This is a genomic window from Microbacterium sp. NPDC064584 (assembly GCF_040687315.1).
Taxonomy (GTDB): Bacteria; Actinomycetota; Actinomycetes; order Actinomycetales; family Microbacteriaceae; genus Microbacterium; species Microbacterium lacus.
The window spans coordinates 1-15698 of sequence record NZ_JBFBMZ010000003.1; the positions used below are offsets into that span (position 1 = coordinate 1).

The window sequence follows — 15698 nt, forward strand, 5'->3', positions numbered from 1 at the left end:
CACCCGTACGCCTCGTAGCGCTTCGCGACGTCCTCGGTGAAGGCGACGTTCGTGTCGTCCTCGATCGAGATCTGGTTCGAGTCGTAGATCGCGATGAGGTTGCCGAGGCTCTGGTGCCCCGCAAGGCTCGACGCCTCCGACGTCACGCCTTCTTGCAGGTCGCCGTCGCCGGCGATCACGTACACGAAGTGGTCGAACGGCGACTGGCCCGCGGGGGTCTCCGGGTCGAAGAGCCCGCGCTCGTAGCGCGCGGCGTACGCGAAACCGACCGACGAGGCCAGACCCTGACCGAGCGGGCCAGTCGTGATCTCCACGCCGTCGGTGTGCCCGAACTCGGGGTGTCCGGGGGTCTTGGAGCCCCACGTGCGCAGCGCCTTGAGATCGTCCAGCTCGAGCCCGAAGCCACCGAGGTACAACTGCACGTACTGCGTGAGCGACGAGTGACCGGCCGAGAGGATGAACCGGTCGCGCCCGGGCCAATGCACGTCGTTCGGGTCGTGCCGCAGCACGCGCTGGTAGAGCAGGTAGGCGGCCGGGGCGAGGCTCATCGCCGTCCCCGGGTGACCGTTGCCGACCTTCTCCACAGCGTCCGCCGCCAGCACGCGAGCGGTGTCCACCGCGCGCCGATCGATTTCATCCCAACGCAGTTCCGACACCGGGCCGCCTTTCTCAGAGGGAGTGCACCCTGGGGTGTGCCGACCTCGTCGCAGAAGGCGGAGGAGTCGCCGGCGCTGGGCGCGCGTGTGGTCTCAGCATAGCGAGTGGTGCCGATCGTCCGAGGACGGTTGACACCGTATGACGATGGTGCGCGGGGCCCTGGCGCGGGCGGGAGTGGGTGCCGGATGACGTAGACTCGAAAGGCTGTTCCAGGCGGTCGAGCGGGGAGTGATGGACACCACGATGACTGCGGGCACGTCTGCCCGCGCCGTACGTCCGTCCTCCCTCGGCCGAACGATCCGGGCGTACATCGCCCTGACCAAGCCCCGGGTCCTCGAGCTTCTGCTCGTGACGACGGTCCCGGTCATGATCCTCGCTGAGGGCGGCTTCCCGAACGTGTGGCTCGTGCTCGCGACGGTCCTCGGGGGATCCCTGAGCGCGGGATCCGCCGCCGCGTTCAACATGTACCTCGATCGGGACATCGACGCCCACATGCAGCGCACCGCCGGGCGTCCGCTCGTCACGGGCGAGGTCTCGCCGCGCGGCGCGCTCGTCTTCGCGTGGACGCTGGCGGCGGCATCCACGATCTGGCTCGCCCTCACGACGAATCTCCTCGCGGCGGGCCTGTCGGCTGCGGCCATCTTCTTCTACGTCGTGATCTACACGATGATCCTCAAGCGACGTACCGAGCAGAACATCGTCTGGGGCGGAATCGCGGGGTGCTTCCCGGTGCTGATCGGCTGGACCGCGGTGACCGGGTCGCTCGCGTGGCCGCCGGTCATCCTGTTCGTGCTCGTGTTCCTGTGGACGCCGCCGCACTATTGGCCCCTCTCGATGAAGTACAAGGATCAGTACGACGAGGTGGACGTGCCGATGCTGGGCGCCACGCGCAACGGTTCGCAGGTGGGTCTGCAGGTCATCCTGTACGCGTGGGCCACGGTCGCCTGCTCGCTGCTGCTGGTCCCGGTGGCCGGGATGGGGCTCGTCTACACCGTGTCGGCGGTCGTGTTCGGCGGGTGGTTCATCTACGAATCGCACCGCCTCTACACGCGCGCGGTGCGCGGCACCGAGCCGCGCCCGATGCGGGTCTTCCACGCGTCGATCACGTACCTCACGCTGCTGTTCGTCGCGATCGCCGTCGATCCGCTGCTGCCGTTCTGAGCCGCGGTCAGTTCTCGCGCGGGAACTGGGCGCGCAGCGCGGTCTCCTCGGCGTCGATGGCCTGCAGAGCCGCGATGATCGCCGGTTCCTGATACCTGCCCTCCTTGCGCGCGGCGAGCACGGCGGCGCGCTCGGCTTCGAGCATGGCGCTGCGCAGGCGGAACTTCGCCTCCAGGTGCGCCACGGACTCGTCCAGCCCGTACGCGTCGAGCGTCTCCCCGAGGAACCCGGCGTCGGCGCGCAGCAGATCCACGACCCGTTCCTCGTCGGGGGTGACCGGCGCCCGCTCGAGGACGTCGATGCCGGCCTGCCGTGCCTCCACCATCAGCAAGCGGCGCTCGTTGAGCTCCTGGGCGAAGCTGGGCTTGGGCAGGTGGAGGGCGCGGATGATCGACGGGAGCAGGAGACCGCCGAGGAGGCTCGCGACGACCACGACGAATGCGAGGAACTGCAGATACTCCCGCAGCGGGGTCTCGGGCGGCAGCAGGAACACGGCGGCCAGCGTCACGACACCGCGCACGCCGGCGGAGGCGACCGCCACCCCGTTGCCCCATGCCCACGCGCGCTCGCGCAGACGCCGCGGCCCCTTGCGGTAGAGCAGTGTCGTGCCCATCACCCACGCGAAGCGCGACGCGACGAGCGCGAGCAGGATGCCGAGGCAGATGAGGACCGTGTGCCAGAAGCCGGGTCCGGCACTCACCGCTCCCTCGAGGATCGATCGGAGATTCAGCCCGATGAACAGGAACACCGCGTTCTCGAGCAGGAACTGGATCGTCCGCCAGTTCAGCCGCTCCGCCACGCGCGCTTCGGCTGAGGAGACGGCGGGAGCGCGATAGCCGAGATACAGTCCCGCGATCACGACGGCGAGCACTCCCGACCCGTGCAGCACGTCGCCGAGCAGGAACGCCGCGAACGGGGTGACCAGCGTCAGGCTCGTGTCCAGCACGGGCGAATGCAACCGCGCACGCACCCACGACACGGTGAACCCCGCCAGGAGACCCACCCCGCCGCCGACGAGCACCGCGATCGCGAAGTCGAGGCCGACCTGGACGGGCGAGACGACGCTGACGATCGCGGCGATCGCTGCGTTCAGGGCGACGAGCGCGGTCGCATCGTTCAGCAGGCTCTCGCCCTCGAGGATCGTCACCACGCGGCGCGGCAGGCCGAGCTTCCCGGCGATCGCGGTGACGGCGATCGCGTCGGTGGGGGCGATCACGGCTGCGAGCGCGAACGCCGCCGCGAGCGTGATCGACGGGACGAGGGCGAAGGCCGCGAAGCCGACCGCGACGACCGTGAACGCCACGAGCCCGACCGAGAGCAGCAGGATGCTGTCCCGACGGGCTCGGACGTCGATGACGGACGTGCGGATCGCCGCCGCGAACAGCAGCGGCGGGAGTATGCCGTACAGGATGAGCTCGGGCTGCACCTGCACGGGCGGGACGGCGGGGATGAACGAGACCGCCCCGCCGACGATCACCAGGGCGACCGGCGCGGACCACCCGAGTCGGCCGACGACCCCGGTGACCGCGACGGTGGCGATGACGAAGAGGACGATCCAGCTGATCGTCGCGACCGGGTCCATTCAGCCAGTATCGGGCCCGGCGCGCCGAGATCAGTTCTTGGGCTCTGCGGTGACGGGCTCGCCGACGACCGGCTCGTCCGCGATCGTGGGCTGCGCGACCGTCGTCGGCTGCTCGGCGGGCGTGACGTCGGCGACGGGCTCGTCATCGGCGGACCAGTCCATGGCCTCGATGATCTCGACGTCGGTCACGGGCACGAAGGAGCGGACGACCGCGACGACGAGGGTGAGCGCGAGACCCACGATGCCGGTGGCGATCAGGATGCCGCCCACGATCGCCCAGACCTGGCCGACGTACACGTCGACCGGAGTGGCGGTCCCGGCGGTCAGGGCCGTCGACATCGTGCCGAGCGTGCTGACGGTCAGCCACGCGCCGAACGCGACGACGGCGAGGGATCCGACCAGGAGCAGCCAGAACGGGATGCTGCGGATGAGGCTGGGACGAACGGACATGGAGATCTCCTGATCTGACGTGGATGATGTGCGGACCCGGGACAGCCTGGCCCCTGGGCCGGAGTCGAACGTATGCGGAACCGATGAACCCGCTATGAATGCGACGCCTCGGCGAGAGCCGTCAGCGGCCGGCGGACGCGATGGATCCAGCGTACGCCCGGTCCTCCTGGACGAACCCTGCGGGGCGGTTCATGTGCATCAGGACGGCGGTCATGGCGGCGACGAGGAGGACGGCGAGGACCATGTGGATGTTCACCAGGACGATGGGCAGGCCCGTGCGCGCCTGCCACAGCCCCACGACGATCTGGGCGATCTCGACTCCGAGCAGGAGTCCGACCCACAGTCGAAGCCTGAGATCGGGGTCGGTACGCCACGCTCCCGCCAGCAGAAGGACCGTCGCGGCCAGGAGGGCATACGCGGGCCAGGAATGCACGTGCTGCATGAATTCGGGGTCCAGCCCGTTGCGCGCCGCTCCGCCGTCACCGGCGTGCGGTCCCGATCCGGTCACGAGGATGCCCACGACGACGGTGACGGCGACCAGGATGCTCGTGAACCAGCTCAGACGCGCGAACCACGTCGGCACCGCGCGTACACGAGGACCGGGCTGCGCGTAGACCCGGGCGACGAACACCGCGGCGAGGGCGACGAGCACGACGGAGGCGAAGTAGTGCAGGCCGACGACATAGGGGTTGAGGTTCGTGAGCACCGTGATGCCGCCGATGATCGCCTGCACGGGGACGTACAGACCGATCACCAGGGCGAGCCAGAACAGATCGCGACGCTCGCGGCGCATGCGCACCACGAACAGGAACGTCACGATCGCGACCGCGACCAGCACGAACGTCAAGACGCGGTTGCCGAACTCGATCACGCCGTGAATGCCCATCTCGGGCGTGTTCACGAAGGATTCCGGGGTGCAGCGTGGCCACGTGGGGCAGCCGAGACCCGAGCCGGTGAGTCGCACCAGGCCACCCGTGCCCACGATCCCGATCTGCACGACCAGCGTCGCCCACGCCGCGATCTTCACGCGCCGATCGACGCGTGACGGAAGCCGATCGCGCACGCGCGCCAGCGGACCGCGACGGGCGGGGGGGATCGGGTCGTGGGCCACGGGGCCTCGCCTCCTGGGAATGCGCTCCGGGGGGTGCCGGGGAAGGGGCCTGCCATCCGGAGGGAGGCGGGAACCCTGTAGAATCAACGGGTCGGATGCCGCGCGTCGCGCATCGCATCACCGACAAGTGTAGGCGCGCAGGACGGCGCCAGTGATTGGGCCCACCAAGCGGCATCCTCTCCGGGAACTCCCTCGGAGGACAAGGAATGCCGGGGCGGATGACACCGTTGTGGCCCGGAGGAGAGTGTGACGATGTCGGATGTCCTGATCGACCGCCCGGAGCTTGCGAGCCTGGGCCAGTACGAGTTCGGCTGGCACGACGAGGACGCCGCAGGCGCCGTCGCCCAGCGCGGAATCAACGAATCCGTGGTGCGCGGTATCTCCGCGCTCAAGAGCGAGCCCGAGTGGATGCTCAACACGCGCCTGAAGGGCTACCAGCTGTTCGGACGCAAGCCGATGCCGACGTGGGGTGCCGACCTCAGCGAGATCGACTTCGACAACATCAAGTACTTCGTGCGCTCGACCGAGAAGCAGGCGGGCTCCTGGGAGGAGCTTCCCGAGGAGATCCGCAACACGTACGAGCGGCTCGGCATCCCGGAGGCGGAGCGTCAGCGCCTCGTCGCCGGTGTGGCCGCGCAGTACGAGTCCGAAGTCGTCTACCACCAGATCAACGAGCAGCTCGAGGCGCAGGGTGTCATCTTCATGGACACCGACACCGCGCTGCGCGAGCACCCGGAGTTCTTCGAGGAGTACTTCGGCACGGTGATCCCCGCGGGCGACAACAAGTTCGCGGCGCTCAACACCGCGGTGTGGTCGGGCGGATCGTTCGTGTACGTGCCCCCGGGCGTGCACGTCGAGATCCCGCTGCAGGCCTACTTCCGGATCAACACCGAGAACATGGGCCAGTTCGAGCGGACGCTCATCATCGCCGACGAAGGCTCCTACGTGCATTACATCGAAGGATGCACCGCGCCGATCTACAAGAGCGACTCGCTGCACTCGGCCGTCGTCGAGATCATCGTGAAGAAGAACGCCCGCGTCCGGTACACGACGATCCAGAACTGGTCGAACAACGTGTACAACCTCGTCACCAAGCGGGCCGTGGCGCACGAGGGCGCGACGATGGAGTGGATCGACGGCAACATCGGCTCGAAGGTCACGATGAAGTACCCGTCCATCTTCCTGGTCGGCGAGCACGCGAAGGGCGAGACCCTGTCCGTCGCGTTCGCCGGTCCCGGTCAGCACCAGGACGCCGGCGCCAAGATGATCCACATGGCGCCGTACACGCAGTCCTCGATCGTCTCCAAGTCGATCGCCCGCGGTGGTGGCCGGGCCGGGTATCGCGGCGAGGTGCGGGTGGACGCGAACGCGCACCACTCGGCCAACACCGTGCGCTGCGATGCGCTCCTGGTCGACACGATCTCCCGATCGGACACGTACCCGGCGATCGACATCCGCGTCGACGACGTGCAACTCGGGCACGAGGCCACCGTCTCGAAGGTCAGTGAGGAACAGCTGTTCTACCTCATGAGCCGAGGCCTGCCCGAGGACGAGGCCATGGCGATGATCGTGCGCGGATTCATCGAGCCGATCGCCCGCGAACTGCCCATGGAGTACGCCATGGAGCTCAACAAGCTCATCGAGATGGGCATGGAAGGATCGGTCGGCTAGATGACGGCCACGACGCAGGCGCCCCCCGTGGTGCCCGGTTCCACCGCGCACACCGACGGACGCTGGGTTCCGATCCAGACGCGTTCGGAACGCCCCACGTCCACCGACCCGGCCGACTTCCCGGTCCCCACGGGTCGTGAGGTGAACTGGAAGCACACCCCGACCGATCGGATCGGCGCGCTGTTCGCCGACGAGGCGGGTCCCCACGGTGTGGTCGAGGTGTCGGTCTCCGCGCCCGACGCCGTCAAGCAGCTCGTCCTGCGCAAGGCAGACGCTCCTCGTGGTGAGGTCTTCGTCCCCGAGGACCGCCCGAGCGCGATCGCGTGGTCGCACGAGGAGGAGGCCCCGCTGCTGCGGATTCCGGCCGACGTCGAGCTGGGCGAGCCCGTCGTGATCGATCTGGTCGGCACCGGCGGCGTGGCGCACGCGCATGTGATCCTCGAAGCGATGCCGCACTCGCGCGGCACGGTCGTCCTCCGCCATTCCGGGACTGCTCAGCACGCGCAGAACGTCGAGATCATCGTCCGTGACGGTGCCCACCTGGAGGTCGTCTCCGTCCAGCAGTGGGACGACGACGCCGTGCACCTGTCCGCGCATCAGGCGCGCGTCGATCGCGACGCCACGCTGCGGCACATCGTGGTCAGCTTCGGCGGCGGCGTCGTGCGGGTGAACCCCAGCGTCGAACTGGCCGGTACCGGCTCACGCGGTGAACTGTACGGCCTGAGTTACTCCGACGCCGGGCAGCACCTGGAGAGCCAGGTGTACCTGCACCACAAGGGCGCCGAGACGAGCGGTGACGTTCTCTACAAGGGGGCACTGCAGGGCGAGGGTGCGCGCAGCGTCTGGATCGGCGACGTGCTGATCGGCCCCGACGCCGTCGGCACCGATTCCTACGAGGCGAACCGCAACCTCGTGCTGACCGACGGTGCGCGCGCGGATTCGATCCCGAACCTCGAGATCGAGACCGGCGACATCCGGGGCGCGGGCCACGCCAGCGCGACCGGACGCTTCGACGATGAGCAGCTCTTCTACCTCCAGTCGCGCGGAATCCGCGAGGACGAAGCACGGCGACTCGTCGTGCTGGGCTTCCTCAGCGACATCGTCCAGCGCATCGGCATCCCCGAGCTCGAGGCCGAGCTGCACCAGGCCATCGAGCGAGAACTCCAGGAAGGAGCGGCCTCGTGACCGCGACCCGTGTCTGCGCCCTGAGTGAGCTCGAACAGGACTCGGCCCTGCGCGTCGAGGTCGATGGCGTCGCGATCTGCGTCGTGCGCGACTCCAATGACGAGGTTCACGCGATCGGCGACGTCTGCACCCACGGTGACATCTCGCTCGCCGAGGGCTTCGTCGACGGCGACACGATCGAATGCTGGGCGCACGGCTCGGCGTTCTCGCTCCTCTCGGGGCGCCCCCTGAACCTCCCCGCGTACGAGCCGGTCCCGGTCTTCGCGGTCACCATCGACGGCGACGATGTGCTCATCGACCCTGCCGTGAAAAAAGAAGTCTGAAGGAAGAAGCCTGCATGTCAGTCCTCGAGATCCGCGACCTCCACGTGACGGTCGAGACGGATGCCGGAACCACGCCCATCCTCAACGGTGTCACCCTCACGATCCGCAAGGGCGAGACCCACGCGATCATGGGTCCCAACGGCTCCGGCAAGTCCACGCTGGCGTACACGATCGCCGGCCACCCCAAGTACACCGTCACCTCCGGGTCGATCACGTTCGACGGTGAGGACGTCCTCGCGATGAGCGTGGACGAGCGCGCCCGCGCGGGACTCTTCCTCGCGATGCAGTACCCCGTCGAGGTCCCGGGCGTGACCGTGACGAACTTCCTCCGCACGGCCAAGACGGCGATCGACGGCGAAGCGCCCGCGATCCGCACCTGGACCAAGGACGTCAAGCAGTCCATGAAGAACCTGCGCATGGACCCGAAGTTCGCTCAGCGCAACGTGAACGAGGGGTTCTCCGGCGGCGAGAAGAAGCGCCACGAGATCCTGCAGCTCGAGCTGCTGCAGCCGCAGATCGCCGTCCTCGACGAGACGGACTCGGGTCTGGACGTGGATGCGCTCAAGATCGTCTCCGAGGGCGTCAACCGGGCCAAGGAGAGCACCGACCTCGGTGTCCTGCTCATCACGCACTACACGCGCATCCTCCGCTACATCCGCCCGGACTTCGTCCACGTCATGGTCGCCGGCCGCATCGTCGAGGAGGGCGGCTCCGAGCTCGCCGACCGCCTGGAGGACGAGGGCTACGACCGCTTCATCGAGCCCGTCCTCGAGGGTGAAGCGTAGGCTTCGAGCATGACCGCGACGCTCGCACCCGAGAAGTACGACGAGGTCCAGGAAGCCCTCAAGGACGTCATGGACCCCGAGCTGGGGATCAACGTCGTCGACCTGGGGCTCATCTACGACCTGAGCTGGGATGACGAGAACGATGCCCTTGTCATCCACATGACGCTCACGAGTGCCGGATGCCCCCTCACCGACGTTCTCGAGGAGCAGACCGCGCAGGCTTTGGACGAGGTCGTGGAGCGATTCCGCATCAATTGGGTGTGGATGCCGCCGTGGGGTCCTGAGCGCATCACCGACGACGGGCGCGACATGATGCGCGCGCTCGGATTCGCCATCTGAGTGTCGGTTTCTGACACGCCAACGGGCCGTCCGCGCTGTGCTCGGTAGGCTCGGAGGAGTGAGCGTCACCCCCCTCCAGGCCCTTTCCCTCGACGAGCTGAGGCAGCGGTCCAGCACGAAATGGCGGAAGTATCCCGCCGATGTGCTGCCGCTCTTCGTGGCCGAACTGGACTACGAGCTGGCACCGGAGATCACGCGCGTCCTCGCGGAGGCCGTTCGACGCGGCGACACCGGATACACGCCGCCGGACCCCGGCATCCGCGAAGCCTTCGTGAAGTTCTCCCGCCGCCGGTTCGGCTGGGAGGTCGACCCGGACCACGTGTTCTGGACAGGCGATGTGATGATGGGCGTCGTCGAGATCCTGCGGAGGGTCATCGCGCCGGGGGAGCGCGTCGTCGTGATGACGCCGGTCTACCCGCCCTTCTTCGATACGGTCGAGGAAGCAGGCGGTGTCGTCGAACGCGTACCCCTCGAGCGCGTCGACGGCGGCTGGCGGATCGATCTGCCCGGCATCCGCAGCGCTCTGCAGAACGGCGCGCGCGCGGTGCTTCTGTGCAATCCGCACAACCCCACCGGCACCGTGCACTCCCGAGAGAGCCTGTCGGCCCTCGCGGCCCTCGCGGCGGAATTCGGCGCCGTCGTCGTCAGCGACGAGATCCACGGGCCGCTCGCGCACGACGGGCACACGTTCGTGCCGTTCCTGGACGCCTCGCCGACCGCCGCCGAGGTCGGGTACGCCGTGACGAGCGCGAGCAAGACGTACAACCTCGCGGGCCTCAAGTGCGCCGTGATGGTCGCCGGCGCGGAACCGCAGGCGCGCACGTTGCGCGCGCTGCCCGCCGAAGTCGAGTGGCGTACGGGCCTCTTCGGGGCGCTGGCGAACGTCGCCGCCTACGCCCCCGAGAGCGACGCGTGGCTCGACGCACTGCTCGCGGCGCTCGGGCAGAATCGGGCGCTGCTGGTCGACCTGCTCGCGGAGCATCTTCCGCTCGCACGTTTCGACGCTCCGGATGCCGGGTTCCTCGCGTGGGTGGACGTGTCGGCGTACGGGTGGGGCGAGAACCCGTCTCCGCACATCCGCCGTCAGGCGAAGGTGGCGCTGCACCACGGCCCGCTCTTCGGGGCCGAGGGCGCGGGTCACGTGCGCATCAACTTCGGGTGCTCGCCCGACGTGTTGACGGAGGCTGTCCGCCGCGTCGCCGGGATCGTGCCGGCGTGAGCCGGGTGCACCCTCGAACCGACGCGAGCATCTGGTCGCCCGAATACGCCTGGGTCACGATCGGCGCCGTCGCGCTCATCTTCCTCGCGGCGATGCAGGCGCTGGCCGTCACGACGGTCATGCCCGTCGTGAGCGCCGATCTGGACGGAGACGCCCTGTATGCCGTCGCCTTCGCGGGCACCCTCGCGACGAGCGTGATCGGGATGGTGGCGGCGGGGGCATGGAGCGATCGGTCGGGGCCGCGCGGACCGCTGTACGGGTCCGTCGCGCTGTTCGTGATCGGGCTCGTGATCGCAGGGCTCGCCACGACGATGCCGATGCTCGTCGTGGGACGCCTCGTTCAGGGTCTCGGGACAGGTGGACAGACCGTCGCGCTGTACGTCGTCGTGGCGCGTGTGTATCCGCCCGCGACGCACGGCCGGGTCTTCGCCGCGTTCTCCGCCGCCTGGGTCGTCCCCTCCCTCATCGGACCGTTCCTCGCGGGCGCAGTGGCCGAGTACCTGCACTGGCGGTGGGTCTTCCTCGGCGTCGCAGTCCTGACCGCCGTCGCTTTCGCGATGGTGGCACTGCGCCTGCACCACACCCCGTTGCACACCGACGAGCCGTCCGAGGGTGGCAGGCGTGCCGTCGCCGCGCGGCTGGCATGTGCCGTCGCGCTGGCGCTCGGGGCGCTCGGTCTGAGCCTGGCGGGCGAGGCCGCTGGATGGGCGCCGGGCGTGGTCGCGGCATCCGTCGTCGTGATCGCCCTCGCCGCCCGCCCGCTCCTGCCGCGGCGGACGCTGCTGTCGGGGCGAGGTCTGCCGAGCGTGATCCTCATGCGCGGCCTGATCGCGGGGGCGCTCTTCGGCGCGGAGATCTACGTGCCGTACCTCCTCATCGCCGACTACGACTTCTCACCGACCTGGGCGGGGCTCGGGCTCACCGCGGCGGCGCTCCTCTGGGCGGCTTCCGCCTATGTGCAGGGCCGCTTCGGAGACCGCATCGGCAACCGCCGCATCACCCTGATCGGGACGACGCTGCTGCTGTCTGCGGTGCTCAGCGCGGCGGCGACGGCGGCCTGGCACCTGAGCCCCGTCGTCCTGATCGCGGGATGGGCTCTCGCCGGTGCCGGCATGGGGCTCATGTACCCCCGGCTGACGGTGCTCACGCTCGCGTACTCGACGCCGCAGAACCAGGGTTTCAACTCCTCGGCGCTGTCGATCTCGGACGCGATCGGCGCGTCGGCGGCGATCGCCGCGATGGGACTCACGTTCGTCGCGCTGGCGGGGACGTCGGCGGCGTTCCCGGCGGTGTTCGCCGTCGCCGCGGCGCTGGCCCTGGCCGGACTGATCCCGGGCCTGCGGCTGGGACACGCGAGCGAGCGGCGCTGACCGATCAGTTCTCGGCGCGGCCGTCCCGCCAGTAGCCCATGAAGGCCACCGCGCGCCGGTCCACACCGTGCTCGGCGACCAGGTGTCGGCGGAGGGCTTTGATCGCGCCGGATTCGCCCGCGAGCCACGCGTAGAGCGGCGCACGCTTGAGCGCGGCCCCGCCTTTCGCCGTGCGCGGGACCTCCCACAGGATGCCGGCGTCGATGTCCACCTCTTCCACGGGGGTGGCCGCCCCGGCGGGGACGAGCGCGTCCGCGACGGTCTCCACGGCGGGGATCAGGTGCGAGTGCCTGTCGCGGTCTTCGCGGGCGTGCACGTGGTAGACGAAGCCGGGATGCACCGGCAGGTAGTCCGCATCCCGCTCGTGCGGCACCTCCATCACCACGACTCCGGTCGCCGTGCGGGGAAGCTGCTCGAGGATGACGGCGATCGCCGGCGCCGCCGTCTCGTCTCCGGCCAGGAGCAGCGTGTCCACGTGTGCGGGCGGTACGAAATCGATCCCGTAGCTCACCCCCGTGTGCGCGGTGGTCGGCGCGAAGATCAGCACCTCGTCGCCGACGGACGCCGAGGCGATCCAGGCGGATGCCGGACCACGGACGTCGTGCGCGACCATGTCGATCTCGACCTGGGCCTCCTCCCGGCGCACGCGCCGGGTCGTGTAGGTGCGGAACGGCGGCCGGGCATCCTCCGGGAGGTCGCGCCAGCGCAAGTACCAGTCCTCACCCAGCGGCATCGCGGCCAGCGGAGCGGCGACGGTGGGGAAGACGACCTTCACGCGCTGGTCGAAGCCCGGGTCACCGTACTCGGCCAGGTCCGGACCGGTGAAGGTGAACCGGCGGAAGCTCGGCGTGAGGTCGGTGACGGCGGTCACCGTGGCGTGGAAGAAGCGATTCGTGACCGGGGGAGCGGCGACGGCTGTCATGGGTTCCTCGTTCGTCGAGAGCGTTCGGCGGGGTCAGGCGGGGCTGATCACGTGATGGCGGCCGCGGGGGAGCACCATCGGCGTTCCGGAGACGGGGTCGGGCACCACGAGCGCCTCGAGCTCGAACACGTCGCGGATGAGTTCGCTCGTAAGCACCTCGGCCGGCCGCCCGCCGGTGACCACGCGTCCGTCGCGGAGGGCGAAGAGATGATCCGCGTAGCGCGCGGCGAGGTTGATGTCGTGCAGGACCATCACGATGGTCGTTCCCTGCTCGCGATTGAGGTCGGTCAGCAGGTCCAGCACCTCGATCTGGTGGGTCAGGTCGAGGAACGTCGTCGGTTCATCCAGCAGCAGGATGTCCGTCTCCTGCGCGAGCGCCATCGCGATCCACACCCGCTGACGCTGGCCGCCGGAGAGTTCGTCCACCGAGCGGTCGGCGAATTCCGTGATCCCGGTGGCGGCCAGCGACCGGGCGACGACGTCGTAGTCGTGGGCGGTGGAACGGGCGAGCATCCGCTGGTGCGGGTGCCGGCCGCGGCCCACGAGATCGGCCACGGCGATCCCCTCCGGCGCGACGGGGCTCTGCGGCAGAAGACCGAGCGTACGGGCGATCTCCTTCGTCGGCCGGCCGTGCAGTGCCTTGCCGTCCAGGATCACCTGGCCCGAGCGGGGACTGATCAGCCGGGCCAGCGCACGCAGCAGCGTGGACTTGCCGCATCCGTTCGCGCCGACGATCGCGGTGATCGCACCGGAGGGGATCGTCAGATCCAGTCCGTCGACGATCACCCGGTCGCCGTAGGCGAGGGAGAGGGACTCGGCGGAAAGCCGATGCGGTTCGGTCATATCGACGCTCCCGAGCGGTTGATGCGGATGAGCAGGAAGACCAGGTAGGGCGCGCCCAGGACGCCGGTGATCACCCCGACCGGGTACCGGTTCTCGAAGGCGAACTGACCGATCAGGTCGGCGAGCAGCACGAGAAGCGCTCCGACGAATCCTGCGGGGAGGAGCAGGGAGCCGCCCGAGCCGACGACGCGCGCCGCGATGGGACCGGCCATGAATGCGACGAACGCGATCGGTCCCGTCGCCGCCGTCGCGAACGCGAGGAGCGCGACGGCGCCGATGATCAGCAGAACCCGGGTCCGCGTCACCTCGACGCCGAGACTCGCTGCCGAGTCATCGCCCAGGCGCAGCATCCCGAGCCCGCGTCCCTGCGTGAGCAGGAGGGGGACCAGGACGGCGGTCGCGATCGCGAGCGGCAGGACGGCCTGCCACGTCGCGCCGTTGAGACTCCCGGTGAGCCACTGCATCGCCGTCTGCAGGTCCCAGGCGGCCGCGCGGGAGAGGACATACGTGATCGCGCTGTCCAGCATCGCCGCCACACCGATCCCGATGAGGATCAGGCGGGCGCCGGCGAATCCGCCGCGATGGGAGAGCAGGTAGATCACCGCGGCGGTGACGAGGGCTCCGGCGAGGGCGAGGAAGGACACCGCCGTCTCGTTCAGCGACAGCACGATGATCCCGTACACGGCCGCAAGGCTCGCCCCGGAGCTGATCCCGATGATGTCGGGGGAGGCGAGCGGATTGCGCAGCAGCGTCTGGAACGTCGTTCCCGCGATGCCGAACGCGAAGCCCGCGAGGATCGCCATCGTCGCGCGTGGCAGGCGCAGTTCGCCCACCGTGAAGGACGCACCCGGAACCGTCTCGCCGAGCACGACGCGGAAGACCTCGACGGGAGTGTAGAAGGATCGTCCGACCATCAGCGTGAGCGCGAACGTCACGACCAGGAGCACGGCGAGGGTGGCGATCACGAACGTGCGGGAGCGGCGGCGGGCACGGATGCCGGCGGCGACGGTGAGCGCGGTCACAGCTCGCGCACCCTCTGCCGACGCACGATCCAGATGAACAGGGGCGCGCCGATGAACGCGGTGATGATGCCGACCTCGATCTCCTCGGGGCGCGCCACGATTCGGCCGAGGACATCGGCCGCGACCAGGAGCGCGGCGCCTGAGATCGCGGTGAACGGGAGCAGCCAGCGGTGGTCGGTGCCGACCAGAAGCCGGCACATGTGCGGGATCACGAGTCCGACGAACGCGATGGGACCGGCGACGGCGGTCGCCGCGCCGCACAGGATCACCGCGCCCGCGGCGGCGAGCAGCCGGGTGCGGAACACGTTCTCGCCGAGCCCGGCGGCGAGGTCGTCGCCGAGGGCGAGCGAGTTCATCCCCCTCGCGCACAGCACGCAGATGAGCGCGCCGGCGGCCAGGGCCGGCAGGACGAGGCCGATCCGGTCCCACGTCGCACCTCCGACACCGCCGATCTGCCAGAAGCGGAACGTCTCCATCGCGTCGACGCGGGGGAGGAGGATCGCGCTGGTGAGCGACGCGAACGCGGCTGAGATCGCCGCGCCGGCGAGGGTGAGTTTGAGCGGCGTCGCGCCGCCGCGGCCGAGCGACCCGACCGCGTAGACGAAGACCGCTGCGGCCGCCGCTCCGATGATCGCGACGACCATGTACGCCACCGGATCCGACATCCCGAAGAAGACGATGCCGAACACCACCGCGAGCGCGGCGCCGCCGGAGACGCCCAGGATCCCGGGATCGGCGAGCGGGTTGCGTGTGACGGCCTGCATTCCGGTGCCGGCCATCCCGAGGGCGGCGCCGACGAGCAGGGCGAGCACCGTGCGGGGGATACGGGCCTGGACGGCTGCCTGGGCTATGCCGTCCGCGCCGCCGCCCAGCCCCGCGATGAGGTCCGCGAGCGTCACTTCGCGCACGCCGAACGCGACGGACAGCGCACACAGCACCGTCAGCACGCCGGCGCCGGCCGCCAGCCACGCGGCGCGCACCGCCGCCGGGCGCCGCAGGGAAGCGGCATCCGGCAGCGGTGTACGCGTCGCGGCGAGGGTCACTCGGACGTTCCGTCG

The 15698-nt window shown here is 69.6% G+C and carries 15 protein-coding genes and 1 pseudogene; 8 read left to right on the forward strand and 8 right to left on the reverse strand.

The window, feature by feature from the left end:
- Positions 1-656, reverse strand: a pseudogene (locus AB0P18_RS06140) (transketolase); the annotation flags it as partial.
- A 244-nt stretch (positions 657-900) separates the two neighbouring features.
- Here AB0P18_RS06140 and AB0P18_RS06145 point away from each other — a divergent pair.
- A complete protein-coding gene (locus tag AB0P18_RS06145; protein WP_344055819.1) occupies positions 901-1818 on the forward strand; it encodes a heme o synthase in 918 nt (305 codons plus the stop codon).
- A gap of 7 nt (positions 1819-1825) precedes the next feature.
- On the opposite strand, the gene AB0P18_RS06150 is transcribed toward AB0P18_RS06145, so the two are convergent.
- The 3 genes from AB0P18_RS06150 to AB0P18_RS06160 all read right to left on the reverse strand — a co-directional run bounded on the left by AB0P18_RS06150 (position 1826) and on the right by AB0P18_RS06160 (position 4961).
- Positions 1826-3400, reverse strand: coding sequence for a cation:proton antiporter (locus AB0P18_RS06150; protein ID WP_363359376.1), 1575 nt, complete (start codon positions 3398-3400; stop codon positions 1826-1828).
- 30 nt (positions 3401-3430) lie between these two features.
- Positions 3431-3850, reverse strand: coding sequence for a dinucleotide-utilizing enzyme (locus tag AB0P18_RS06155; RefSeq protein WP_344053355.1), 420 nt, complete (start codon positions 3848-3850; stop codon positions 3431-3433).
- A gap of 121 nt (positions 3851-3971) precedes the next feature.
- The gene (locus AB0P18_RS06160) at positions 3972-4961 is read right to left on the reverse strand and encodes a COX15/CtaA family protein (RefSeq protein WP_344053357.1); all 990 of its coding nucleotides are present in this window, start codon (positions 4959-4961) and stop codon (positions 3972-3974) included.
- A gap of 252 nt (positions 4962-5213) precedes the next feature.
- Here AB0P18_RS06160 and sufB point away from each other — a divergent pair, with 252 nt between their 5' ends.
- The 7 genes from sufB to AB0P18_RS06195 are packed head-to-tail and all read left to right on the forward strand — an operon-like array spanning position 5214 to position 11853.
- Positions 5214-6632, forward strand: coding sequence for a Fe-S cluster assembly protein SufB (sufB, locus tag AB0P18_RS06165; RefSeq protein WP_344053359.1), 1419 nt, complete (start codon positions 5214-5216; stop codon positions 6630-6632).
- A complete protein-coding gene (gene sufD / locus AB0P18_RS06170) occupies positions 6633-7817 on the forward strand; it encodes a Fe-S cluster assembly protein SufD (protein WP_363359377.1) in 1185 nt (394 codons plus the stop codon).
- Positions 7814-8140 carry a non-heme iron oxygenase ferredoxin subunit gene (locus AB0P18_RS06175; protein WP_344053363.1) on the forward strand — a complete coding sequence of 109 codons (327 nt, stop codon included), beginning with the start codon at positions 7814-7816 and terminating at the stop codon, positions 8138-8140. The genes sufD and AB0P18_RS06175 overlap by 4 nt, the downstream gene beginning before the upstream one ends.
- A gap of 14 nt (positions 8141-8154) precedes the next feature.
- The gene (sufC, locus tag AB0P18_RS06180; RefSeq protein WP_363359378.1) at positions 8155-8925 is read left to right on the forward strand and encodes a Fe-S cluster assembly ATPase SufC; all 771 of its coding nucleotides are present in this window, start codon (positions 8155-8157) and stop codon (positions 8923-8925) included.
- A 9-nt stretch (positions 8926-8934) separates the two neighbouring features.
- On the forward strand, positions 8935-9264 hold the full coding sequence (locus tag AB0P18_RS06185) for a metal-sulfur cluster assembly factor (protein WP_344053367.1): 330 nt from the start codon (positions 8935-8937) through the stop codon (positions 9262-9264).
- A gap of 58 nt (positions 9265-9322) precedes the next feature.
- A complete protein-coding gene (locus AB0P18_RS06190; RefSeq protein ID WP_363359379.1) occupies positions 9323-10483 on the forward strand; it encodes an aminotransferase class I/II-fold pyridoxal phosphate-dependent enzyme in 1161 nt (386 codons plus the stop codon).
- Entirely contained in the window at positions 10480-11853 is a 1374-nt protein-coding gene (locus AB0P18_RS06195; protein WP_363359380.1) for an MFS transporter, read from the forward strand. The genes AB0P18_RS06190 and AB0P18_RS06195 overlap by 4 nt, the downstream gene beginning before the upstream one ends.
- 4 nt (positions 11854-11857) lie before the next feature.
- On the opposite strand, the gene AB0P18_RS06200 is transcribed toward AB0P18_RS06195, so the two are convergent.
- From AB0P18_RS06200 to AB0P18_RS06215, 4 genes are read right to left on the reverse strand one after another with little or no spacing between them, the layout of a single operon-like run.
- Entirely contained in the window at positions 11858-12775 is a 918-nt protein-coding gene (locus AB0P18_RS06200) for a siderophore-interacting protein (RefSeq protein ID WP_363359381.1), read from the reverse strand.
- Positions 12776-12808: 33 nt separating this feature from the next.
- Positions 12809-13618 carry an ABC transporter ATP-binding protein gene (locus AB0P18_RS06205; protein WP_363359382.1) on the reverse strand — a complete coding sequence of 270 codons (810 nt, stop codon included), beginning with the start codon at positions 13616-13618 and terminating at the stop codon, positions 12809-12811.
- Positions 13615-14640 (reverse strand): iron chelate uptake ABC transporter family permease subunit, encoded by a 1026-nt coding sequence (locus AB0P18_RS06210; protein ID WP_344053377.1) that lies wholly within the window; start codon positions 14638-14640, stop codon positions 13615-13617. Before AB0P18_RS06210 ends, AB0P18_RS06205 begins: the two co-directional genes overlap by 4 nt.
- The gene (locus AB0P18_RS06215; protein WP_363359383.1) at positions 14637-15683 is read right to left on the reverse strand and encodes an iron ABC transporter permease; all 1047 of its coding nucleotides are present in this window, start codon (positions 15681-15683) and stop codon (positions 14637-14639) included. The genes AB0P18_RS06210 and AB0P18_RS06215 overlap by 4 nt, the downstream gene beginning before the upstream one ends.
- Positions 15684-15698 lie beyond the last annotated feature (15 nt).